This window comes from Fusibacter sp. A1 (assembly GCF_004125825.1).
GTDB lineage: Bacteria > Bacillota > Clostridia > Peptostreptococcales > Acidaminobacteraceae > QQWI01.
On sequence record NZ_QQWI01000008.1, the window covers coordinates 89,645 to 112,320 of the forward strand.

Genomic DNA, 22,676 nt, shown 5'->3' on the forward strand with positions numbered 1-22,676 from the left:
TTAGTTTCTACCAGTTTCAGTATATCATTTCTTAAGGTGATAGTTTAACCACTGTTTAATGATAACATTTATCAATTACGGGTATCTATATACTATACGATTGTATTGTATGAAAAAGATTGGTGGTAAAGATGAAAAGACTATGTTTGATACTCGTATTTTCCTTACTTCTAGCAAGTTGTACCCCAACTGCATCACAAGAAACACCTAGTGAAAACGAAGGTGCTTACTGTCTTGCCTATACACCTCAGGGGCAAGTGGTTTATGATGCCCATTGGACAGGTGAATACCCACAGATCGAAAAATTTGATGGCGACTATAAGACTGCTACCTTCGCACTAGGATGTTTCTGGGGACCAGCAGCTCATTTTGCCGTACTTGACGGCGTACTTAGAACCAGAGTCGGTTACACTGGCGGAACAGGCACTACGCCGTCATACGAAAATCTGGGTAACCATATCGAAGTCATCGAAATTGATTATGACCCTGCATTCCTCACCTATGAAGATCTTGTAACCCTCTATTTCACCTATTATGATGCAACCGTGAGAGCATATAGTCAGCGGGTAAAGTCTGTGATCTTCTATCGCGACGACGAGGAACAGAGTATAGCCAATAATCTTAAAAAGGAGTTTTCACAATCACAGGGAAAACCCATCTTTACAGAAATCGACCCACTGGACGTATTCTATCTTGCCGAAGATAGACATCAACTGAGTTATCTAAAAAAAGAAACCTCGCTCTATGACGAAGTTTCTCAAATATTCACCACACCCGATAAGCAAATCTTATCCATCCTTGCATCAAAGCTAAACGGATACATTGCAGGTTATGGTAAATCAAAAGATTTAACTGTACTACTGCAAAATTCCGGACTATCAGACGCTTCTCAAAACAGAATGAGGGCAATCGTAGATCGGGAAAACTGATCGGATCCCATTCAACCGATAGCTAGTAAGACCGTTTGTAGTTTTCGCCTACTATCCTCTTGCAGATCGTCTAGTAGAAATACGTGTGAACACTGCTGAAACCACAGCGATTAATAGACAAATGTATCCTATCGGAATCAAAAAGAAAGGTTCGATCAAGATACCCTCCTCATTCACAGATGAGCCGATGAGATTGAACATGATAATGCAACTTGCAGCTAGTACTAGCGCTAACAAACTGACATGGTATTTTTTCATTTTAGCAACTCCTTTCATTGGTTAAGCCAAGTATACCAATACGAGAGCTAAACATCATTCGAATCAACTTACATTTGCCTTACACTCTTGTAAGAATCTTTACCGGTTCAGCAAGATAAATGTTATCACACCCTTTACAATTAGTGTCTTATACACTATAATTATTCATTATCGGGGTGTGGCGCAGATTGGTAGCGTGCTTGACTGGGGGTCAAGAGGCCGCAGGTTCAAGTCCTGTCACTCCGACCATAAAAAACTAGTATTTCAGTGATGAGATACTAGTTTTTTGTATTAATGCACTTGTCATTTGCGTGTATAGCTTTCGATTTGCCATGGGTAGATCACGATGTTTTCTGTAGTGACTATGGTACCCTGGTTGTTGATTCTGGAGCCTGCATCCACGTTGTACACGGCTTTATGAATGGTTGTGATGATGATGGATTCGGTGGTTAGCTTTTGTCCGTCGGCAAGGTCTGTTGTGCCGATGTTGCCAAGTATGGAAACCGTCGTTTGAGCGGTTCTGACCACTCCAGTGTGAATAAAGCAATAAGGTGAGTTTGGATTATTCGTATAGGCTGCATAGTCAAAGTCAGTAGCAGACCCATACCTTGGGGCCATATAGATATTGTCCTTTATTGCGAAAGAATAGTAGCCTGGATCGACCCTTGTGCGGGTCACCACCGATATATAAGTGCTTTCTGGACAGTAGGGCGTAATCAGCCTGTTGCTCTCGCTGCAGTAGATCGATTCCTTGTGAATATCATCATACTCTGTGGGTTCTGTACCGGGTATGAAGAGTTCGGTGATAACCGTACTGCCTTCAGGGTCTCTATAACTTAGCGGAGTTGGAATCTTACCTGATTTACTGTCGACTTCCATGGTGACAAGCCCCACCTCTTCATACGATTTGAACCCTTTGTCCGCAAGGTCCTCATGAATGGACTGCATCGCTCCCTTCCAAAACTTAGCTGCGATTGTGGACCCCTGAGAAAGCGGTACCTGCACATCGTTTCCTATCCAGACGCTCGCAGCGTAGTAGCCTGTATAACCGATAAACCACGCATCGTGTTTGCTGGATGTCGTACCGGTCTTACCCGCAATGGGGATTCCTTCGTTGTTTTCTCTGATAGCCGCGGTTTTGGCTAGACCTACGCGCGCTCCCGATTGCAGCATGTCATGCATCAAAAATGCGACATTCTCTTCAACCACAAAGGTCTTTTCTGGAACGTTCTCAAGAATCACCTTTCCGTATTTGTCCGTGACCTTGGTGAAGGTGATGGTTTCGTTTCGTGTTCCTCCGTTTGCTATCGCACCGTATGCACCTGCCATATCAAGCGGTGTCGTGCCCACCGACATGCCACCTAAGGCGACAGCCGATAGATTTCTGTCATGAACCGGTCCTTCGAGGTCGAGCGTCGATATTCCAAACTTTTGCAAGTAAGGTATCAGAAGATCCACTCCAAGACGATCAGCAACCTTGACAGCGATTACATTGTTGGACATCTCAATCGCTTCACGCATGGTCATGATACCCCAGTACTTGTATGCCTGATGCTCATACCAGTTCTTAGGCCATCTTTTACCCTTGTTGTCATAATGGGGCACATCGTCAAATACGGTAGATGTGGTCAATCCACTATCAAGTGCCGGTATATAGACACCTAAGGGTTTGATTGAAGATCCTGGTTGTCTAGGATTAAGCGCCCTGTTGTACACTCGCTGCCCGGCGATGTTTCTGCCACCCACAAGGGCTCGCAGCTCACCAGTACGGTAATCGATCACCACCATCGCAGACTGGGGTTGAATCACACCGGTACTTGAAATATTGTAAAACACCTTATTGATCAGGAGTTCGCCGCTTTCTCCGATTGTATAAAAGGTAGGATTGATTTCAAAAAAAGACTTATCAATCACGATATTTCTTCGTCTATCAAAGGACTTGTATTCGTATCCTATTTTTATGGTTTTTCCTTTAAAAATGTACATCTCCTGGATCGAAACTTTTTCATCGTAGAATTCCTTTGCCCCAAGTAGCCGTGTTTCAAAGGTCGGATCCGATCGATAGGCGTCTTTAATGAAGAGGTCGATTCCCTTTTCTGTTCCATCCGCATTGAAGACCCTATAAAAGTTGAAGGCCTTGCTGTGTTTTAAAACAAGATTGCCGTCATTGTCAAAATAGTAATCGTTAGGATTAACAACAAGTTCTGCATTCGCATTGACCAGCGTGTCAAGATCGTTCAGACTGATGATCGACCCGATGACATCGTCATTCTCATTTTCTATCAGATGCAGAATGTTTCTGGATTTATCCCTATAGGCTTCAATGACAGGCAAATTAGCCACCGTCCTGAACAATAACCCTTCTTTTTCTAGCGCCTGCTTTAAAAGGACGATTTCATCTTCTATCATCCATTCCCAATAGTTTTCTTTTAAAAACTTATCCCTTTCGATCAGTCCAAGCTCTGCAAGTTTATTAAGTGTGTCCGGACCGACGATTCCATCGGTACCCAGACTATATTTTTTTTGAAATGCGACAACAGCACGTCTTGTGGCTGCGTCAAAGGTAGGATTGAAATCGTCAGAATTGTACGCGGCTTCCACCTTTTTTTGCAACTCAAGATCAAGTGTCGAATAGATCTGAAGCCCTGCTCCATAGAGCATTCTTTCAGCCTCTAGCTTTGTAATGTTCTTTTCTTCTATCAGCGCCCCTAACACATCTTCCTTGACCATATCTGCAAAATAAGAAGAGATGTCTTCGTTTCTAAAGGCTCCCGGTACAAATCGTTCGATGATCTTATAGCTTGTCGCATAGTCTAGCGCATAATCATATTGCTCTTTGGTAATCACGCTATTGGTTTTCATCGCATATAACACTACCTTAAAGCGCTCTAGCATGTTCTCATTGAAGACTATCGCATACTCGTCCGCATGCTCGCCAAGCACATAGTGGCCGTCTGTCACATCGTTTTTATCGATTATCGTAAAGGGCGCATATCTGGAACTGGCCTTAGGAATCCCAGCTAGAATAGCCGCTTCGATGTAGTCTACATCGTCGGCGTCTTTTGAAAAATAGCGCTGGGTCGCGGCCTGAATTCCCTGAACATTTGCTCCTAATTCGATTGTGTTTAGATAAGAGGCGATGATCTGTTCCTTTGACAGATGTTCTTCAAGATCGGTCGCGTAGTGGGCTTCTTTGATTTTTCTGATAAAGCCCTCCTGGCCCTTATCAAATCGAGTATCCGCAAGGTACATGTTCCTTGCATACTGCTGTGTGATGGTCGATGTCCCGGAAGGACTTGTATCATTTTTTAGCGCTTCAATCACCGCACCTACCAGTCTGACAAAATTGAAACCATCATGTTCAAAAAAGGTCTTGTCCTCAACAGCGACAAAGGCATCTATGATGTCCTTATCGATGTCCTCATAGGGTATGATCGTTCTCACTCCGCCGTCAGACACCTTTTCAAACTGAACACCGTTGATATCGTAAATCACCGAGTTCTCTTCGAGAAGCTCGTAGATATCGTAATTCGTAATCGGCGGCGTCTCAGCAATAATGCTCTGCACAAGTTGAAGCACGGTCCCTGCAGCGATCACTCCTAAAACGATTACCAGAAAGAAAGTATAGATTAAAAACATCACCAACCGATTCAACTTTTTCTTTTTCATGTTCTTTTTCGTATACTGACTCATTTTTCTCCCCCCTCCGACTAGGCATTAATTCCTTATGAAGGTGAATATGTTTTTTCAATCATATCTAAAAACTTAGTTACAAGAACAGGATTAAAGACGGTTCCGCTGTCTTTAATCAGTATCTCCCTTATTTCATGATGGCTCATGGGCCCACGGTAGGGTCGATTGCTTCTGAGTGCATCGTACACATCACACACGCTTACCATCTGACTGACGATATTTGTGTTCCAGCGCTCACCAAGATTAGGATAACCAGCACCGTCGTATCTGATATGATGCTCAAGCGCCACGAGCATCGTCAGCTTGTTCATCTCGTTCTGTTTACAGATATACTGGGCGCCTCTGATAGGGTGACTCTGAATGATTGCGAGTTCATCGTCGTCTAAGCTGCCTTTTTTGTTGAGGATTTCAGAGGATATCGTCATTTTTCCAATGTCGTGCATCAGTGCCGCTAGGGTGATGTCCACAAGGTGTTGCCCTGTAAACCCCAAGTTATCGGCAAGCTTCATCGTCAGGAGGGCGACATTTGTCGTGTGTACAAAGGTGTATTCATCCTCTGTCTTGATCGACGCCAGATATTCCATAGGATTACTGATTTGATTGAAGGTCTTAATAAAATTGACAGCCAAGAACCTTGCCTCTTTCTCATCTGTCTTGGTAAGTTGTTTTGTGAACTGAATATTGGCATAAAGTGATTTGAGATCAAGCGTTGATTTTTCAAAGATCCTGTCGTAGTCGATCGCTGCATCTTCTCGGATATATTCCTTATCCCAATCTTCAATCGCCAGTTTTCCCAACCTAATCCGATCGTACTTGCCAAACTCCTTAACCTCCGGCGACACCATCTCTTTAAATACGGCTAACAGCTCTTCCCGAGTGACCCCTCTTATGAAGGTCAGCCTCTCTATCCCTTTTTTTCTTAACACTTCTACAAAGTTACGGCTCACAGATCCAAGATCAGGAAGCAATCTTGAGTTTACGACGACCTCTCCGTCTATGATCAGGATCGTTAGCTCCGATTCTGTAAAGAAGATCAACTGGATCGTCTCGTATAGCTTGTCAACGAAGATATCGATCTGAGGATGCCCGAGCGTATAGAGCTTGATCGTATTCACCGTCGCTACGATCTCGTGAATGACCTTTTGATTTTCTTGATTGAATGTTCTAATCATCATGCACCTTCTTACACCTTGTCGTTTAACTGTTCGCATAGGGTTCTGATGTTCTCATCTCGTACATTCAAGCAATACTCCAGCATACTTTGAATGCTTTCTCGCGGGTAGGACTTTAAAGTGCCGTAAAGGTGTAGCTGTGTCTTTTTCAAGTTTTTTAGGGTTAATGAGACATTGTGGCGCGCGATCTTTTCAAGCGTAGGCAATACCTCGATTTCCTTGAGACTGGCAAGCGTGTCGAGTAGCTCTCTATTAAGCCTTAGGGAGTCGTCAGAGACATAAAATACCTTGATCATCTCCGCTAAATGGGGAGCCATTTCGTTTATCGCACATGCTCGAATCAGGGCTAGCGCCTGCACTGCCTCTTCCATTTTTTTAGAGTCCAGCAACTCCTTAAGCGTGGTAATCGCATACCTGTCATGATGTCTTAAAAATAGGTCGATAACAGCGATCCGCACCTCAAGCTCATGACTCTCCAGCAGTTCCCTAAGCCTCGCACTAATGGCATGGTCCCATCCGACTTCGACCACTCGTAGAAGTATTGGAATTTGCTCATCGCTTACCTCGCCTATCTTATCAAGCGCTGCTATCGAAGCGCTATTGCCGAAGTTGACGACAAGATCAAAAACCTTCTGTCGTTCAATATCAGTTGTAGCCTCTAAAAAGCAGTCAAGAAGCCATGTCAGATTCTTCTTACCACTCAGTACAATCAGCTCGTTCAGCTCATCAAAACCTGCACCAAAGGTCTTACTTTTAAGTAAACCCTGATAATCAGCTTTGAGTTGACTCGTAAACGCGAGTTCGGAATAAGCGTTTAAGACAAACGCGATGGCAAGGCTTCTGTTCTGGTCTTCGCTTTGAATGTTATGCCGATGGAGTACATGGTGGATATGGAGAAGCAGGGCATATTCTGCCTCATGAAGAAAACCTTGCAGCATCCCTGCGATATCCGTTACAAAATCATAAAAAGCCTGCTGATCGAGTTCGCCATCTATAAGTTTCAAAATGGCACCGACAACACGCTTGTTCACATAGGATGAATCAAGCGCCTCGATGTAGCCCTCTGCATCAAACGACTCCTTATCAATTTCAATTTCGCGGCTGTCGCCGAGTCTTATGTCACTAAGGATCTCACCATATTCATCAGGTACATAGTCCTCATAAAGTTCTCTTTCAAAAAGCTTTTCTATCTGTTTATAATGGATACTTGGTTCCTCCCCCGGCTTAGCTGCTCCTTTTCGCTTTTGCTTGTCCGTTTGCGAGAACGCGCTTATCAGTTTTATGAGTGCCGGTGAGATCTCCTTGTTCTGACGACTCGCATGCTCAAGAAAAGCCTGAGTCATTTCTATAGAAATTGCGTTGATAAACTCATCAAGCTCGAACTCTTCGCTAAAACCATTTAGTTTTTCAAAGGACGTCGAAAGGATGACTTCCTTAAGCTCGCTGGTAAACTCAGGGAACATTTTACTGATCGTTTCAAACACTTTCTTCTTATCTACCAGTTGACCGCCTTGCTTTGACCTATGATAGCACTCGTCCAAGATATGAGTGTAATTATTCGCTATCTGCTCTTGTGACAGCTGTCCCCTAATGAGCCGTTCCCATAGGGATGTTTTATCAGCTCTTGCCATGTCAGCGCTTCCTGTCGAATCGTCATCATACGAGACAACACTAAGGTCCATTTCGCTGATGGATACATACTCAAGCGACTTGATCTGTTCTTCTACAAGCGGATATTCTTCAAGTACGGTTTTAGGTGATACTTCAAGTACAAGACGGTAAAACGACTGAAGTTCTTTTGCTTGCAGCCCTTTTTTTAATAGCAGGGTGTGAATGCCGCGCTGGCTGAGAAAAAGAGCGAACTCCTGAAGACCCGCCTGTTTTAAAGCAAGCTCCATATCGTTGATGATCAACCTGTTTTTAATTGCAGTAATGCTGATCACAGGAGACCTTGTAAAAAACTCATCCAATAAAACAAATAAGCGTTCACTGACGCTATCAATTGCGCTGTGTCCTTCAGGATACATGCCTGTATTTTTTTCGAGTATCATCAGACCTTGTATTAGGTTCATAAGCTCAGATAATTCAAACTTACTTTTATTAGCAAAGTCCTTATTCACATCAGTCAAATCCGCTCACCTCGCCTTACACCAAACTATGTCTTATTGCATTTGACGTTATTCATAAATTACCCTAATCGAGCACAAATAATCTAGTAACCGGTCAAGTATCTTTGAAGATCATCTTCACCAAATCGCTGCTTAACCATTTAAATGCCCAAATTTGTTGATTCACAGCTTTACTAGCCTTGAATTCTGTGTTACTATTTTCATTAAACTATATTTAAGACAGAAGGTGCATCTTATGAGTCGTCATGAAATTTTAGAAGCCAAGCGTTGCCTGCAGTGTAAAAACGCGTTATGTATAAAGGGTTGTCCTGTTTCTACCGATATACCCGCGTTTATCAGCTATTTTAAAAACAACCGGATCCTAGAGGCCGGCAAGCTTTTATTCGAGAACAATCCCCTTTCAGTGGTTTGTTCACTGATCTGCCCTCACGAGCGCCAATGTGAAGGTTACTGCGTACTGAATAAAAAAGAGCAACCAATCCATATCAGTTCAATTGAGAATTACATATCAGACTACTACCTGACGGTCATGGACTACCAGATCAAGGCGAAAAATTCAGAACAGGTCGCAATCATCGGAGCAGGACCTGCCGGACTCACCATTGCCATGACCCTGGCGATCAAGGGCTATCAGATCACCATCTTTGAGGCAAACGACAAAATCGGCGGTGTTTTAAGATATGGCGTTCCTGAATTCAGGCTGCCAAAATCCATTCTAGACCGTATCCACGATAAGTTGATCGCACTTGGTGTTGTGATAAGACCAAATACGCTCATCGGGCCCAACCTCACCCTCGACAATCTTTTTGAAGACGGATATGATGCAGTGTTCATCGGCACAGGCGTGTGGAAACCCAATAAGCTGAAAATCAAGGGCGAATCGCTAGGTAACGTCCACTATGGACTGGATTACCTTAAGAACCCCAATGTGTATGCCCTTGGAGACAATGTCTGTGTCATAGGCGCTGGTAATGCTGCGATGGATGTGGCACGTACAGCGCTTAGAAACGGCAGTCGAAACGTTAGCATTGTCTACCGCAAAGAGCTTGAGCAAATGCCTGCCAATGAGCAGGATCGATTATACGCTCAGGCAGATGGAGTCAAGTTCGAGTTCAATAAGCTCCCTGTTGAATTGACGCGGGAAGGAATCAAGTACATCAAGACCTATTCCACAGAGGATAGCGATGGAGCCTTGATTTGGCATGAAGATCCTTCAAGCACCGGGATGATTGAAGCAAGCTCGATCATTATCGCAGTCAGCCAAGGACCACGAGACAATATCGTTTCAAACACAAAAGACATCGGCACCAATAAATACGGACTGGTGATCACGGATGATGCAGGTCGTACCACTCGCGAAGGCGTATTTGCATCTGGTGATGTGGTGACTGGCGCTATGACCGTAGTCGAAGCTGTAAAATATTCAAAACTTACCTCAAATGCAATCGAGGAATATTTAACAAATAAAACTACAAGCTAGGCAATTTCTAGCTTGTAGTTTTTCATTAAATAACCTTATGTCATAAACAAAAAGGGTAGGCCTACGGCCTACCCTAAATAATTGATTTTATACTTATCTTTGTGCTTCAAACTGTCTTAACAATTCAACAAACAGATATGGAATCTTAGCCATATTCTCAGGTGTTTCAACAAAGGAGATTCTAAACTGCGTGCTTCCTGGATTCACTTCTCCAGCCTTAATGTCATAGAAGCCTTTCATAGGAGCCACAAGTAACGTAGTTTCTACACCATCAACCACTACAGAACCTTCTTGTGCACAGTAAAGTACGAAATCGATCGCATCAAAACCAGGTTTTACGATGTTTCTCACATCAAGAACCGTATAGATCGAAGCGTCAGGACTAGATACGATTAAGCCAGGCTCAAGCGATTTGAATCCATGATAAGCTTTAAGGATGTGTTCCTTATAGTATCCTCTGATCTCACTGCTCCAAGCAGCGATTTGCTCTTTTGTCTCATGAGCAAGGGCACCAAAGATATATTGGCCGATGACGTTAGCACAAAGGTTCGCAGTGTATTCTGCAACAGAACGGTTGTTGAACTCAGCGCTATCGGTAATCACAGCGCCGATTCTAAGACCGCAAGCGTTCCAAACCTTCGATGCTGTCTCGATACTGATTCTTCTGCCTTCGATTCCTGGTGCTTCGGCATCTGTAAGACCCCAAATACTCACAAGATCCTTACCTTCTTCATAGTAAAGCTCTCTATATGCCTCGTCGCTGATCATCCACATGTTGTATTTAACACAAAGCTTGGCAAGATCAACTAGAGTATTGTGGTCATATAGCTGACCAGTTGGGTTATCATAAGGAATAACAAGAAGTGCTCCTGGATTATTCGCTTTAATCGATTCTTCAATTTTACTAAGTTCAGGCAAATCAAAATTACCGTCTTCACTTAACTGACGTTTAACAGTGACTGTTTTTCGTCCTAATCTTTCAGCAAAAGAAATATAGTTCGTGTAAGCGGGATCAATCATCATCAGTGGTTTTTCATCCGAACCTGCAGGTCCGCAAACTCCGATAAGTAAAAGCTCCATTCCGGCAGAGCCACCGTCAGTAACCTGAACGTGCAACTTGCTCGTATCAAAACCTTCGCATTTTAGAATGTTCTTAAATGCATCCTGGCATTCAAGTGTACCTGCAGTACCTGAATATCTCACAACGCCATTTTCAAACGGACTACCCGGTGCGTTAAGTTCAAACATTCTTTTCATCATAGCCGGATTAGTCGGAAGTGATACGTTACCTATACCTACGTTGATAACAGCTTCAGGCTTGACTTTACGCTCGTCATATTTCATTTGTGCTAATCTCACGTCCGATGGTTTTCTTGACTCAAAGTGAGATGAAAGAATTGGTTTACTCATACGAAATCTCCTCAGAAATAGTCTTAAATTGCTGTGCCCCATATGGCTGAGTGTCCTTTAGTAAAACGTTTTCAGACACCTAAGTCCATTCTAACATCACATTTTGGATTTTCAACCTTTTTGTTATATTTTGAACAAAAACAATATGTCATAATTAGCTGCTATTCCAGTCCCATTTTTATCCGGTTAAGGCGTTCGGGATTGATGAGTAGAAATGCCTCCACGCACTTTCGACAAAATTGTGTATCCACATTATCAATCAATATTTTTAAGGCCCTATCCACACATAAGTTGTTCCTATAGGGTCTGTTCGATGTCATCGCGTCAAAGGAGTCGGCGACGGCGATGATCCTTGCCCCAAGCGGTATGTCCTCACCAGACAGCCCTTCGGGGTAGCCCTTACCATCAACTCTCTCATGATGATAATACATGATCGGTACAACCTCTCTAAACGTTTTCGACGCACCCAAAATGGATTTTCCGATAATCGTATGATTTTTAATCAGGTTGAACTCTAGCTCGCTCAGTTTGCTCGGTTTTAAAAGCAGCTCGTCCCTGATACCAATTTTACCGATATCATGAAGTTTAGATGCCGCTTCAATAATCTTTATCTCGTTTTCATCAAGATTCATCTTTTCAGCAATGAGACATGCATATCGAGTCACACGCTCAGAATGGCCCTGGGTGTACTTGTCACGAGCTTCCAGAGCGCATATCAACGTATTGATCGTATCTAAGAGAAACTCGTTTTCAAGTGCGAGTTCACGGTATTTTTCAAGAAAGAGATGTTCAATCTCCAAAAGAAGGTAATCCACCTTAAAAGGTTTTACAAAATACTTGCTTATACCTAACTTTTCGGCAAGCTTTTTATCGTATTCGGTAGACATCGAACTCACAACAAGGCAAGGTGTTTCTGAGATCGCAGGTGTTTGCCTGATTTTCTCTATCATCTCGTATCCGCTCATCTTATCCATCGTAAGGTCCGTCACGATGATATCTGGTTTGTACTTGCAGGCACTGTTATATCCCTCTACTCCATCTTTCGCTTCAATGACGGTATATCCGATTTTGACAAGCGCGTGCTGCAGTATTTTTCTGATCATCTCACTGTCATCCACAATGAGTATCTTTTCAATTCTCTTATCCTTGCCAAAATAACTGTTCACCTTGTTGAGCAGCTCCTCTTTGACAAATGGTTTGCAAATAAAGTCATCCGCACCGGCATTAAAGGTATCCCGCTGAATTGTCTCACTCGTATAACTGGTTCCAAGTATGATCGGCAGCGCGTAACCGTATTTGGTTTTTCTAATCGCGCTACAAAGCTCTACTCCGTTCATCTTAGGCATCTCAAAGTCAGTGATGATAAGGCTGGGCACATCTCGGTTAACCAGTGCAATGGCCTCTTCGCCGTTAAAGGCATGCTCGAGCTCGAATTCGGTGTTCATAAAGATGTTTTTCAGATGCTCATGGTGCAGCTCACTGTCGTCCACGACCAATACCCGCTTTTTCTTCTTTATCTCATTGAACTCATCATGCAATTTAATAAGGTTTTCCTTTCTGATCTCTATCGCCTCATTAAATCCGTCAGCCAGTTCCATTCTAGAAGTCGCACTCACATAAAAGACTTCACTGCTCCTATTATCAGACCTTTCCACCTCTTCAGTCAAAACAATCAAATCGGTTGAATACCCGAAGTTTTCTTTTACAATTTGAACAAGTTCAGAATTTTCTATAGTAAACAGGGTCATATCCACCACAACAAAATCTGGTTTACTCAGGTCCAGTCCATGTACCTTCAAGTATTCCTTATCGAAGAATTGACTCGTGATGCTGGCTTTACTAAAATAGTCATGTAACATCATGGTTAGCATTTTTGATTCAACATAACAAAATACATTCATCATATCACCTCGTCAAACAATAATGTGGTTGTTCTATCTATACCCCGATTTAAGGACCAGACTTTACGAGAATTAATTGAAACCTCACCACTTATGCATGATGACACAGCTATTGCCTAATATTACTCCAAATATCCATACCATATTTGAAGCAGCATCTTGAAAATTCAATGTTACTCCTTATTTATTTAGCTTGCTAATCAACGATTGAAAAGGGTATACTGAACCTAGAATCATCAAGGTTTTGTACTAATAAAATTGGAGGTTATCAATGTTTCTAGTAAATGGAAAAGGATCTATCATTCGATTGATCGCAGGAATTTTTGTCTTAGGCAGCGTCATCCTGAGTGTTACAGTAAGCCAGTATTTCTTATATTTCACCGGCCTAGTAGGAACCATGCTCATTATCTCAGCGACAACGGGCTTCTGTCCGATGGAGCTTATACTTAAAGCTTTTAAGGTAGAAATGAGAACCGTGGTCAAAACTTCGGACTCGATAAATAGCAAGTCTGCATAAGATCAGAGTGATTCAAACCAATAAAAAAAATCGCCGAAACCGGCGATTTTTTTATTGGTTTGTACCTTCAACCTCTTTAATGAGTTCTTTCTTGCCGCTAGCTTTCTTCACCGAGTTCTTCAAATTGACTTGACATTCAATCAGCTCGGCATTCAAATCCTCAATCTGTTCTTTTAATTGTTGATTTTCATTGGTCATCTTCAATAACATCTTTTCAAACTCTTTTTTTGACTTTTTCGACTTCATTCTGCTGACCGTATCTAAAAAGTATACGATGATGGCGCCTAAGCTCGCTGAAATAAGAATCACAAGCGCCGCAGAAACATTGACTTTAGTAAAAATCAAATTAACAGGCACAGCGCCCGCATTAAGAATCGCAAAGACCGCAATTCCTATTGAACATAATAAAATAATCACGATATTCTTTTGCATGTCGGCCTCCTGTAAAAGAATCCTACCTAATGAAGAAATGATAATTGCTATTGCTATGATTACCCAATTATCACAAAAAAAATCACTAGACCCTATTCACTATCAAATTTCCGGACTCATAGCGTTTAAGTCCACGGTAGAACGACACATATGCGACCATGATCCATAGCGTTACGGCCAGCAGCACCAAGAGCAATCGGGCTAAATTGAAGTTCATGATGATGCTTCTTGGCAGGTACACTAAAAAAGCGACTGGAACCAAAGTATACAAGACCCACTTCAGGGCTCCGCCAAATATGCCTTCGGGGTAGATGCTGAATGTGACCATGAACTCTGTCATCAGTCCTGCAAACGCCTCCATGTTTCCAGCATAAAAGCTAAGCGAATGGAACGTGATCATCACCGCTGTAAACAAAAGCGCTCCGGTCATGCTCAGCAGAAGAAAGAGTGCGATCTTAGGTACCGCGAATTGTTCAACAAGTGAGATCAGTATCAGTCCGTAAACAGCATCTCCCCATGATGAGAGGTTTGATTTTGAGCAGATCAAATTGATGATCGGATCCTTGGGCTGTAGCAGATAGGTGTCCAGCTCGCCAGTCATAATGATTTGAGTGATGAATCTTGTATTGCCGAAAAAGATATTCGAAAGGCCGAATGCAGTGGATGTCAGCGCCCAAATACGCATGACATCTTCAAATCCATATCCGCCGATGTTTTCCACCGTATTAAAGAGAATCCACCAGAAAAAGATGAACGCTGAATTGTTAAGTACCATTCCCAGTGTTTGTATGATAAAGCTCATCCTATACTCCATCATCGCAGCTAGGTTGAACTTCATATAATGGCCCATCAGTCTTAGGGCGCCTTTAGCCTCCTTGAACATTGAGTTGTCGAGCCCCCTTTCTGTAAAGCACATTAGCCAATAGATAGAACGTCACTACATAGCACAACTGAACGCTGACATTGCTGATAAAGAGCCCCATGTCAAAATGTACGGCTAATCTCGCCGGAACATAGGTGACATAGGCGAAAGGCATATACACAGCGATCTTTTGCAGCCACTCCGGGAAAAGATCAATAGGAATCAGCATTCCTCCCATGGTAAACACAAGCTTCGAATAGATCCAAAAGAAGGCCTGGTTTTCCTCAAACCAAAATGCGGTAAGCGCGAGGGTCATGTAGATGAAAAAATTGAGCATGCAACCGAGCACAATTGAAACCAGCACAAATGGCAGGTACAGCAGATTCGCCCCATTTAACGGACCGACAAACACTAGTCCTACAAGGAGACCCACTAAGCCGTTTGTCATCAGCTTGATTCCTGTCTCACCTAAAAACAAAGAAAAATTGTATAGGATATAGTCATAAGGCTTGTTCAATAAGTAGGCGATGCTGCCGTCCTTCACATCCTTTGTGATCTGCATGTGCACGTTAGGCCTAGACAAAGTGACCAGTTCAGTGACCACCAGATACCACATGATGCTGTTGAGTGTAAAACCGCCTACCACATCGCCTTTACTAGCAAAAATGGCCTTCCAGAGCATCCAGTACACGAACATGATGAATACAAAAAACAGATTGTTGCTAAGATAGTCCCAAAAGTAGACCAGCTTGTTCGACAAGGTGATCTTCATCACTTCAAAATACTTATCTATCTTCCTCATCTCATCACCCACTTTTCTTCTTAAGATAGATCGTACTGATGATCTCTTCAAGCGGTGCTTCTGTGATGGTGATGTCGTTCACTTTACCAAGCTTGATAAGGTCTGTGAGCACATCGTCTATGTTCTGGCAACTGGTGTCCACTTCTACCTTAAGTCCGTTGCCCTTGTGTTTGATGATGTTCAGATGAGGATGCGCAAGCTGGATGGGCTCCTCGTATTTGATGCTGATGACTTTTTTATTCAAGTAATTGTATTTTAAACTCTTGATCGACTCATCCAAAACGACTTCACCGTGATTGATGATCATCGCGCGCTTGCAAAGCTGTTCGATATCGCCGGCGTCATGTGAAGTTAAAAATATGGTTGTTTTCGTTTCCTTGTTCAGTTGTAGGATCAGCTCCCTGATCTTTTGCTTGACCACCACATCGAGTCCGATTGTCGGCTCGTCCAAAAATATGAGCTGCGGTTCATGTAGAATGGACGCTGCGATCTCACATCTGACCCTCTGCCCAAGCGACAGTTTTCTCACAGGTATGTTCATCAAATCTCCAATGTCGAATAGTTCCTTTAAGAGATCGATACGTTTTTTGAGCCTATTGGGTTCTATCTCGTAAATCTTACCCAGTAGCTGAAAACTATCAAGCGCAGGTAGATGGAACCATAGCTGCGATTTTTGCCCGAACACCGTACCGATCTCATAGGCAAGCTTTTTCCTGTCCCGCGTGGGATTCATCCCCAAGACCGACATGTCACCGGAAGTCGGATGCAGGATTCCTGTGAGCATCTTGATGGTCGTGGATTTTCCTGCCCCGTTCGGTCCGATAAATGCGAGGATCTCCCCCTGATCTACAGAAAAGGATATTCCGCCTACCGCATTGACCTCCTGATACTGGGGATTCAAAAGCGACTGAATACTCCCTTTGAATCCAGGTGCTTTTGTCTTTACTTTGTAATGCTTGACTAGGTTGTTTACTTCGATGATTGCCATAAATACCCCCCCTTTTTATGTATATTGTTGTATAGTATAACAAATAATGAAGTGGATGAATATTACAATTGCATTACAAGGTTGATTGTTGTATGATGAATGTCACTACAAGAGGAGGCATTATGAACACAAGACTTGATCAACTAACAGACCTATATCGGAAACTTGATGAAACCATCACGAATCATTATAAAGGCAAAAGGCTTCAACCCCCTTGCTCTAAGGGCTGCTCCTCATGCTGCAGTCAGTTTTTTGAAATATCCGAACTTGAATTCGCAGTCATCAAAGAGCAAGTAGACAGCCTTAGCCAAACCGAAAAAAACGAACTGAGTCTGAGAGCCGAAACACTAATGGACCTGTTCAGAGAAAATTGGCCGGACTTTCATGAAACGTACTTCTCAAAGCAGACCATCGACGTAGTAAACGATGACTATTATCAGCACCCCGACAGATATGAAGTGACCCTTCCATGTGTCTTTCTTTCAAATGAAGGAAGCTGTACCATCTATGAAAGCCGTCCTATCACCTGTCGTACAACAGGTGTTGCCTACCAGCATCGTATCAACTTCGGATCCGTATGCGACTATATCAGATTAGGTGTCCTCACTCCACTATGGCAGGCAAATCTCATTCCATTCAAACAGGATATCGATTCTTTTAAATGGTTGAACGACCTTGATACCGGCGCATCCAAAAGACAGTACCCCATGTTTTACTACATGTATGACTACCTTGTAGGTAGGGAATAAAGTTTCCGGCATAAGAATCAAAAACCATTTCACAAGATGATACACAGCTAAGATACAAAAAGAAAAAGCGGACCACTCCCCATCAACAGGAATGATCCGCTTTCTTTTATATACTAACAACCATGGACAAGACTAGATTAAATAGATTGAAAACCAACGCAATGGTCAAGAAAACAAGCAACATACGTTGTAACGCTATCAATTTGTCGTCAATCGCTTTTCCTAGTTTTCTGATAGGCACAGCCCTTAGAATAAGAAACAGCAGGTACAGATACCCTATGCCTTTGAGGCTACCCAGAATATCCGCATCGCTAAGCGACATGTGAAGGGCTATATTGAACGACAACACAATGAACAACCAGTATTTCAAGCGTTTAAACTGTTTTAAGTCAATCAGACTTTTAGCCGTAATTTTAAATAGATTAAATACATTTTCCATTTTAATGGATACGACAGAACGCATCACCTCTTCCATCAGCAGTTGATAACTTTCTTTCAGTAACAGGCGATAAAGTAAAACTATGAAGAGGCTACCTAAAATCAAGGGGGCTATTCCTATAAAGAAGTTTCCTATCTGGTGATATACATTGCTTGGATTATAGCTGTGGTTTACAAAACCTTGTACTCCGCTCAAATTAAAATTGAACCACTGGAGCTGTGTAACCTTATGACCGAAAACAAGTGCTGTCAGTGCGTGTGAAAGTTCATGAAAAGGCGTGCCGATGAATGAAGTCACTTTTACGCCTATCATTCCAAACCTCGAATAGTAATTTGTCAGCATCACTTTTTCCATGATTCCTATCAAAAAGCCGACCACATAGATGGGTAGTACGATCAGAAGTACGTCTTTCAGCGGTTTGAGCAGCAAGTCTATGAATTTATTCATTGGGTGTATTCTCCTAAAAATTTTATTCTAAAACCATAAATATGCAAAAAATGCTTGTTAATATGCACTTTATTGGTTATCCTAGTATAGGACATCATTTTAACATATAGTCCGCTCACACGTGCCAGTAGCTCAGCTGGATAGAGCAACGGCCTCCTAAGCCGTAGGTCGTGGGTTCAAATCCCGCTTGGCACGCCAAATGAAAACACTCTGAATTCCTTATGGAACATAGAGTGTTTTTTTGCGTCATCAGTATCCCATCATTACCCTGATCTGGTCAGCGGTTTCCTTAGATGTCATCAGTTCCAATGTTTTTAGCGCAACCTCTGGAGCAGTGGAAGGACACCATGAAGTGATAAGCAGATCATCAACCACCACAGGAGCCTCTACGATTTTTGCCCCCATCGCTTTTAGCTGATTCTGCCTTCGACCGTCCATTAAGTGATAGGTGGTCGCATTTTTGCCGTCAAGCACACCACTTTTACCAAGGACCAAAGCTCCTACACAAACTGAAGCGACTATCTTTTTATGCTGATTGAACCAATTGATAAGGTTCAAGAGCCGTACGTCAAAGGCTTCTTCATAAAAGCCATAGTATCCAAATCCGCCAGGTACGGCGATTGCGTCAAATTCAGGACCATGTACCTCATCGATTAAAAGGTCAACTTCAAATTTTAAGTTGAAAGAACTGACCACCTGCCTGTTAAAACCGCATGTGACCACTTCGATATCCCCTTTGCTGATATCCCTGTACCAACCGAACACATCGATAAACGCGCTCGCTTCCAACATCTCAACGCCTTTTGTCATGATAAGTAATAGTTTCATCACAAAATCCTTTCTAAAAGCCTATATGATACTCGCTGTCTGAATCTGCCTGCTAAATCCGACAAAAAGCTTTCCTTGATAGGTAAGTGTTCCTTCATCCCCTTCTACCAGATAACCAATTTTAGAATCTGGAATACTAAATTCAACACGTTGTCCACCCGTAAGTTCGAACGTGGCGAAATAATAGGTATGTGTACGCTCCCCCCATACCTGCTGGCGTTTACTCAACACTATCGCATGGACACTTTCGACATCCTTAGTTTTATCTACACCATATTTTATAGCCTTTGAAAGCAGCATAATGATCATGATTGCAAAAACGATAAAAATAAAAATCGGTACGATAGCAAAAAGGATTGGAAACCCGCCTGATCCATCCACAAAATTAAAACTCATCCTGTAACCTCCAAAACAAACTAATCCTCTTTAAGAAAATACACATCGCATAGCCGTTGATTGGCTTGAACAGCTATCTCACGGTAATGTCGTGCCTATGTATCTTCCCTCAGACACTCCTTATCCTCATTATATAGAAAAAGAGCCTTAAATAAGGTTTTTTAAGATAAATGTAATATAAGAAATTCAATCCTTCAAAAAAAGAAAACTGGACAGTCTTTCAAAGACTGTCCAGTGATTTATCTCAGATCACTAATCCGCTAGTTTTTGCTCTTGAATAAATGCTTCATCCGTTATTTTAATCATACATTCATCAAGTTTAAAGGTGACATCATTTGTCTTGATAGCATGTTTTGCTAGGAACTCATAGAATCCTAAGGGTACGAACCTTAATTCATGATCCAGAAGATAGACCTCGTTACACATTTTATTGAAGTCAGAAATCCACAAATTGGGTGAATGACTATTTTGCTGGTCTCTGCACTCCTTCAAAATGAAGTTGTGGATTTTCTCAATCTGCTTCTCGCTAAGTGATTTAACATATTTTTTAGCGATCTGAACAGGAGTCATCGTCAGTAAGGTCTTAGGAAGATCGACAGTTGACAATCCTTTTTTTGTCGTTTCGATTTTTTCAAATCCTAAATCAGAGCTTGAAAGTGTCAAACCGGTAAGCGCACCACAAGCTACATACGCTTTGAATATCTCAATTGGAGTCACTTCGTGCAACTGGGTGTCATGAATCACATCCTCCCAGATATGTTCCAGGCTATTCTCATAACACCCCAATTTATACTGCTTGCCAAGCGACTTAATGACTTCATGCTTAAGTGCCTCAAGTCGTTCCTGACTGATCGTCATAATGTCCACTTCATAGGTCTCTATCGCGATATAGGCATATTCCAACTTTTCGTTCAGTTCCGCCTTTTCAGCAGCAGTCATGGCATGTTTGTCGAACAGATTCTCAATTTTTGGCAAGTTGTAATGCCCGACTACAGCTGTAGCCAAATCTTTATAGTCGCCAGTCGGATTGGACAAGTCAGACTCATTGAACTTAACAAGCTTATCAAACAAGATGACCGAATTTTGCCCGTTCACGATTAGATTCTTATCATAAATATACGTGATTTCCTTTTCTTCCGAGGTGACCTTTTGCAGTAGTTGTTCTGTTGTGATTACTTCAAAGCCGTAATAGAACTTCCCTTTAACAGCTGTTATCAATGCTTGAATGTACTTATTCTTGAATTTTGCTATAACTAATGAACCCACCATATGAATACCGCCTTCTCTACTAAGTATTGAATACTTATTCTATTGTCTATTCAATTGTACTAAATCACATTAAGTTATGCTAGTCCTCATTGGAAGATGCTGTGAAAAGTTACAGCTCACAGGCAAATCGCTCATCGTTTAATGGCAACTGCTTCAAAGACTACTTTAGGCCTGCCATACTTGCCGATTGTCAGCTCGCTTAACGATTCGACATGCCAGTTTTCAAGTAATTCAATTAAGTTTTCTTCGGTGAAAAATCGTTTCTGGCCTCGTTCAGACATATAGTAGTTGTCTTCTATCACCGTTCCCTCACCTGCTCCAAAATTTGTGTCTTTTGATGAGTTTACTCTGAATAGCAGCTTACCACCGGGAATCAATACCCGTAATAGCTCATTGAAAATAAGCACCGTGTTTTTCCAATCAAAATAATGAAGGCACAAGTCCGCGACAATGATGTCGACACGTTCGTCATCAAACGGAAGTCCGTCCAGCATATCGAACTGCATGGTCATTACATTGGGATATCGTTCACGGATTATTTCGATTGCCTCTATCGAAAAATCGCAGCTGATGATGTTATGTTCCGTCCTTGCTAGAAATTGTGTGTCACATCCCCAACCGCAACCAAGTTCGACGATGGTCTGCTTCAACTCGTGAGCTTCAACGTGTTTATCCAGCCAACCGTCATAGATCGCCTTGCTCGCATCGATTCGCCTGATTTTATTGTTCCAATACTGTTTTCTTGATTCCATCAGTACGCCTCCACTTTCATACACAAATCATTTCTACAATAGGTCGCCAGCCGTCCTGAGCATGCTTATCGTGTTGATGATGTTCTTCTGGGCGATTACAGTGACTTCAAAACTACATGGATAGAATTCCAAATCATTCAACAACATCGTCAAATTCGCTCCGAACAAAGCATCCACAAGCGACTGCTGAACATCGGACTGCAATCCGACGATCGCTTTTGCAGCGATATCAACCTTGACTTCCCTTAGTATTCTTTGGAGCGACCGCTTATCAAACGACCGTATAAGCTTTTCGAAGGTGACAACGTCATTCGATGTCTCATAGGACTTGTCCATGCCTGCTAAAAGCGCCATAATCTCGGTACGTTTAAAACTATCGCCGCTCAACTCCTCAAGTTTGTTGATATAGCCCTCTCCTAAAAGAGACAGCAAACGGGGCTTTTGCAGTTGAATGTTGGTTCCCTTCTGAATTTCTGTGATACCTACTAAGACAATCGTCCGTTCTAAAAGTTCAAGCGAGCTATAGTTTCCTACAAGTAAAATCGTCTCAAGTACTTGTGACAACAGGTCCGGATCGGTACCGTCTATCATTAGCGACAATGCTTTCTTATAAAACTCCATTCGACCAAGCAAAGGAAGTTTCAAATCGCTCAAGGCCACAAGTCCGTTGCTCCTCGCGTGCTGTGCCGCGACCAAGACTTCTTTGACCAGCTCCAACGCTTTATTCTTATCCTCGTCTGAACATGACTTCAGTTGTTTGATTATCTCATGATTCATCTTACTTTCTCCTTTTTGATCGCATTCTGATTGAATCCTGCGATAAACACTCGGCGTCATACACATTTTAGCTTTAAACGCCCTACGAAATGTGTCGTAATGTTCAAACCCCAAATCAAGCGCGATCTCTGTAAGCTGCTTCTCTTTGTCCATCAGCATGATACAGGCCTCACTTAACCTAGCATTCAGGATATACCGCTTAACTGTCATGCCTGTTTTGTCTTTAAACAGCATATTGAAATGCGGTTTTGAATACTTGACCAAATCCGCAAGCACTTTGCTATCTATGGGCTGACCGATTTGATTTTGAATATAGATCTTAATTTCATTTTCGTCCATCAATATCCTCCTTAGTTAAAGAATAGCCCATACTTAAAATTACCGCTCGACAAAACGTATGTATCTTTTTTATAGTATATAAAAAAAACACCATAATAATGGTGTTT

20 protein-coding genes and 2 tRNA genes are annotated in these 22,676 nt (G+C 42.2%); 6 read left to right on the forward strand and 16 right to left on the reverse strand.

The genetic code is table 11. The features are described 5' to 3' along the window. The first annotated feature begins 131 nt into the window (after positions 1–131). A complete protein-coding gene (locus DWB64_RS12590; RefSeq protein WP_129488605.1) occupies positions 132–929 on the forward strand; it encodes a peptide-methionine (S)-S-oxide reductase in 798 nt (265 codons plus the stop codon). A 51-nt stretch (positions 930–980) separates the two neighbouring features. Here DWB64_RS12590 and DWB64_RS12595 read toward each other — a convergent pair whose 3' ends face one another. Beyond that, positions 981–1,187, reverse strand: coding sequence for a DUF3955 domain-containing protein (locus DWB64_RS12595; protein WP_129488606.1), 207 nt, complete (start codon positions 1,185–1,187; stop codon positions 981–983). Positions 1,188–1,359: 172 nt separating this feature from the next. Between DWB64_RS12595 and DWB64_RS12600 the strand changes: the two genes are divergently transcribed. After that, positions 1,360–1,436: transfer RNA gene (locus DWB64_RS12600), tRNA-Pro, on the forward strand. 54 nt (positions 1,437–1,490) lie between these two features. Here DWB64_RS12600 and DWB64_RS12605 read toward each other — a convergent pair. From DWB64_RS12605 to DWB64_RS12615, 3 genes are read right to left on the reverse strand one after another with little or no spacing between them, the layout of a single operon-like run. Next, positions 1,491–4,880: a transglycosylase domain-containing protein gene (locus tag DWB64_RS12605; RefSeq protein WP_129488607.1), complete on the reverse strand. Its 3,390-nt coding sequence runs from the start codon at positions 4,878–4,880 to the stop codon at positions 1,491–1,493. Positions 4,881–4,912: 32 nt separating this feature from the next. Next, positions 4,913–6,052, reverse strand: a complete 1,140-nt coding sequence (locus DWB64_RS12610; protein WP_164980397.1) for an HD-GYP domain-containing protein — start codon at positions 6,050–6,052, stop codon at positions 4,913–4,915. An 11-nt stretch (positions 6,053–6,063) separates the two neighbouring features. Then, entirely contained in the window at positions 6,064–8,181 is a 2,118-nt protein-coding gene (locus DWB64_RS12615) for a HEAT repeat domain-containing protein (protein ID WP_129488609.1), read from the reverse strand. A gap of 235 nt (positions 8,182–8,416) precedes the next feature. Between DWB64_RS12615 and DWB64_RS12620 the strand changes: the two genes are divergently transcribed. Further along, a complete protein-coding gene (locus DWB64_RS12620) occupies positions 8,417–9,661 on the forward strand; it encodes an NAD(P)-dependent oxidoreductase (protein WP_129488610.1) in 1,245 nt (414 codons plus the stop codon). 93 nt (positions 9,662–9,754) lie between these two features. Here DWB64_RS12620 and DWB64_RS12625 read toward each other — a convergent pair whose 3' ends face one another. Further along, positions 9,755–11,071 (reverse strand): pyridoxal phosphate-dependent aminotransferase, encoded by a 1,317-nt coding sequence (locus DWB64_RS12625; RefSeq protein ID WP_129488611.1) that lies wholly within the window; start codon positions 11,069–11,071, stop codon positions 9,755–9,757. A 161-nt stretch (positions 11,072–11,232) separates the two neighbouring features. Next, positions 11,233–12,975, reverse strand: coding sequence for a response regulator (locus DWB64_RS12630; RefSeq protein WP_129488612.1), 1,743 nt, complete (start codon positions 12,973–12,975; stop codon positions 11,233–11,235). A gap of 268 nt (positions 12,976–13,243) precedes the next feature. Between DWB64_RS12630 and DWB64_RS12635 the strand changes: the two genes are divergently transcribed. Further along, positions 13,244–13,489: a DUF2892 domain-containing protein gene (locus DWB64_RS12635; protein ID WP_129488613.1), complete on the forward strand. Its 246-nt coding sequence runs from the start codon at positions 13,244–13,246 to the stop codon at positions 13,487–13,489. Positions 13,490–13,540: 51 nt separating this feature from the next. Here DWB64_RS12635 and DWB64_RS12640 read toward each other — a convergent pair whose 3' ends face one another. From DWB64_RS12640 to DWB64_RS12655, 4 genes are all read right to left on the reverse strand, one after another. Further along, positions 13,541–13,921, reverse strand: a complete 381-nt coding sequence (locus tag DWB64_RS12640; RefSeq protein ID WP_129488614.1) for a lipopolysaccharide assembly protein LapA domain-containing protein — start codon at positions 13,919–13,921, stop codon at positions 13,541–13,543. A gap of 85 nt (positions 13,922–14,006) precedes the next feature. After that, positions 14,007–14,804 (reverse strand): ABC transporter permease, encoded by a 798-nt coding sequence (locus DWB64_RS12645; protein WP_129488615.1) that lies wholly within the window; start codon positions 14,802–14,804, stop codon positions 14,007–14,009. Further along, positions 14,788–15,585, reverse strand: a complete 798-nt coding sequence (locus DWB64_RS12650) for an ABC-2 family transporter protein (protein ID WP_129488616.1) — start codon at positions 15,583–15,585, stop codon at positions 14,788–14,790. The genes DWB64_RS12645 and DWB64_RS12650 overlap by 17 nt, the downstream gene beginning before the upstream one ends. 4 nt (positions 15,586–15,589) lie before the next feature. Continuing rightward, on the reverse strand, positions 15,590–16,573 hold the full coding sequence (locus DWB64_RS12655; RefSeq protein WP_129488617.1) for an ATP-binding cassette domain-containing protein: 984 nt from the start codon (positions 16,571–16,573) through the stop codon (positions 15,590–15,592). Positions 16,574–16,695: 122 nt separating this feature from the next. On the opposite strand from DWB64_RS12655, the gene DWB64_RS12660 reads away from it, so the two are divergent. Beyond that, on the forward strand, positions 16,696–17,322 hold the full coding sequence (locus tag DWB64_RS12660; protein WP_164980398.1) for a YkgJ family cysteine cluster protein: 627 nt from the start codon (positions 16,696–16,698) through the stop codon (positions 17,320–17,322). 106 nt (positions 17,323–17,428) lie between these two features. On the opposite strand, the gene DWB64_RS12665 is transcribed toward DWB64_RS12660, so the two are convergent. Then, entirely contained in the window at positions 17,429–18,208 is a 780-nt protein-coding gene (locus tag DWB64_RS12665; protein ID WP_129488619.1) for a hypothetical protein, read from the reverse strand. Positions 18,209–18,329: 121 nt separating this feature from the next. Here DWB64_RS12665 and DWB64_RS12670 point away from each other — a divergent pair. Then, a tRNA-Arg gene (locus DWB64_RS12670) sits at positions 18,330–18,406 on the forward strand. 51 nt (positions 18,407–18,457) lie between these two features. On the opposite strand, the gene DWB64_RS12675 is transcribed toward DWB64_RS12670, so the two are convergent. The 5 genes from DWB64_RS12675 to DWB64_RS12695 form a co-directional block, all read right to left on the reverse strand. Next, the gene (locus DWB64_RS12675) at positions 18,458–19,036 is read right to left on the reverse strand and encodes a DJ-1/PfpI family protein (protein ID WP_129488620.1); all 579 of its coding nucleotides are present in this window, start codon (positions 19,034–19,036) and stop codon (positions 18,458–18,460) included. A 21-nt stretch (positions 19,037–19,057) separates the two neighbouring features. Next, positions 19,058–19,432 (reverse strand): DUF2500 domain-containing protein, encoded by a 375-nt coding sequence (locus tag DWB64_RS12680; protein WP_129488621.1) that lies wholly within the window; start codon positions 19,430–19,432, stop codon positions 19,058–19,060. A 252-nt stretch (positions 19,433–19,684) separates the two neighbouring features. Then, on the reverse strand, positions 19,685–20,701 hold the full coding sequence (locus tag DWB64_RS12685; protein WP_129488622.1) for a hypothetical protein: 1,017 nt from the start codon (positions 20,699–20,701) through the stop codon (positions 19,685–19,687). A gap of 131 nt (positions 20,702–20,832) precedes the next feature. Further along, positions 20,833–21,453 (reverse strand): class I SAM-dependent methyltransferase, encoded by a 621-nt coding sequence (locus tag DWB64_RS12690; protein ID WP_129488623.1) that lies wholly within the window; start codon positions 21,451–21,453, stop codon positions 20,833–20,835. A gap of 33 nt (positions 21,454–21,486) precedes the next feature. After that, the gene (locus tag DWB64_RS12695; protein WP_129488624.1) at positions 21,487–22,569 is read right to left on the reverse strand and encodes a helix-turn-helix domain-containing protein; all 1,083 of its coding nucleotides are present in this window, start codon (positions 22,567–22,569) and stop codon (positions 21,487–21,489) included. Positions 22,570–22,676: the final 107 nt, after the last annotated feature.